General features: G+C 70.0%; 2 protein-coding genes. One reads left to right on the top strand and one right to left on the bottom strand.

Annotated elements, in window-relative coordinates:
• Positions 1-33 precede the first annotated feature (33 nt).
• Positions 34-261, bottom strand: coding sequence for a DUF3107 domain-containing protein (locus G6022_RS02370; protein ID WP_107748545.1), 228 nt, complete (start codon positions 259-261; stop codon positions 34-36).
• A 288-nt stretch (positions 262-549) separates the two neighbouring features.
• On the opposite strand from G6022_RS02370, the gene G6022_RS02375 reads away from it, so the two are divergent.
• A partial coding sequence (locus G6022_RS02375; RefSeq protein WP_241731004.1) for a DEAD/DEAH box helicase occupies positions 550-1,851 on the top strand: 1,302 nt, incomplete at its 3' end.

Here is a 1,851-nt window from a genome sequence, read left to right on the forward strand (position 1 = left end):
GCAGGCCAGCCACGCCACTTGTTCAGCAGTCTCCTAGGAGAGGAACCCGACCGCGCGCCGCGCCGACTCACCGATCTCGACGTAGGCGACCCGGTCGGTCGACACGAGATAGCGCCGACCCTTCTCGTCGTCCAGCTCCAACACTGCCTTGCTCTCCGCGGTGAGAGCGGCCTCCACGCGGGCGTGCACGTCCTCCGGGTTCATCCCGGTCTTGAACACGAGTTCGCGATTGCTGTCGGCGATGCCGATCTTGACCTCCACGGTGCCTGCCCTTCTCATCGTCGGCGCATGTCTCGCCGTCGTCGGTGATACGTGGGACCCAGGCTAGCCCGGACCCGGTGTCCCGCGGCGTCACGGGATAGGGTGGACCCACGTGGATCACACCCGCGCCCGGTCCGCTGGTCGGACCCCGCACCGAGGATCCGCGTGGAAATGTGCGCGCGCCCCGCTCGCCGAGGCCGTCCATCGGAAGGCCCGTCCTCCCGCGCGCGAGACGAGAAAGGCACCGCCCTGTCCACTACAGATGTGACCACCAGCGAAGTCGACGGCATGGCCACGACGACCGCGGTCGTCGACGCCCCGTCCTCCGACTCCTCCCCCAGCTTCGCCGAACTCGGCGTCCGCCCCGAGATCGTCACCGCGCTCGGTGAGCGCGGCATCACCCACACCTTCGCCATCCAGGAACTCACCCTCCCACTGGCGCTGGCGGGGTCCGACCTCATCGGCCAGGCCCGTACGGGGATGGGCAAGACCTACGGCTTCGGCGTCCCCCTCCTGCACCGCATCTCGACGGGCGAGGTGACCCGGGAGCTCGACGGCACGCCACGGGCCCTCATCATCGTTCCCACCCGCGAGCTGTGCGTCCAGGTCACCCAGGACCTCAAGATCGCCGCCACCGGTCTCACCGCCCCCGGCGGGTCGGGAACCCGGCCGCTCAAGGTGCTGGCCATCTACGGCGGAACCCCCTACGAACAGCAGACCGACGCCCTGGAGAAGGGCGTCGACGTGGTGGTGGGAACCCCCGGCCGTCTGCTCGACCTGGCCAACCAGTCGAAGCTGGTGCTCGGCAAGGTCGAGGTGCTGGTCCTCGACGAGGCCGACGAGATGCTCGACCTGGGCTTCCTGCCGGACATCGAGAAGCTGCTCCGGATGGTCCCGGAGCAACGGCAGACCATGCTCTTCTCGGCCACCATGCCGGGACCGATCATCACCCTGGCGCGGACGTTCCTCACCAAGCCCACGCACATCCGGGCGGAGGCCGCCGACTCCGGCGCCACGCACGAGAACACCACCCAGTTCGTCTACCGGGCGCACTCCATGGACAAGCCCGAGGTGGTCTCACGGATCCTGCAGGCGGACGGACGCGGCGCCACGATGATCTTCTGCCGCACCAAGCGCACGGCCCAGAAGCTCGCCGACGACCTGGCCGAACGAGGCTTCCGCGTGGGGGCGATCCACGGCGACCTGGGCCAGGGCGCTCGCGAGAAGTCACTCAAGGCGTTCCGCACCGGGGACGTCGACGTCCTCGTGGCGACCGATGTCGCGGCGCGCGGAATCGACGTCGACGACGTGACCCACGTCATCAACTACCAGTGCCCCGAGGACGAGAAGACCTACGTCCACCGGATCGGCCGCACCGGTCGGGCCGGCCGCAAGGGCGTCGCCGTCACCCTCGTGGACTGGGACGACCTGCCCCGCTGGGGCCTCATCGACAAGGCGCTCGGCCTGGGGCACGGCGAGCCCGCCGAGACCTATTCGACCTCCTCCCATCTGCGCGCCGAGCTCGGCATCCCCGAGGGCGCGGGGGGCCGGGTCGGGGCCGCGACCGGGACCGGCTCAGGCCGGCGACCG

The organism is Dietzia sp. Cai40 (assembly GCF_014145165.1).
GTDB lineage: Bacteria > Actinomycetota > Actinomycetes > Mycobacteriales > Mycobacteriaceae > Dietzia > Dietzia natronolimnaea.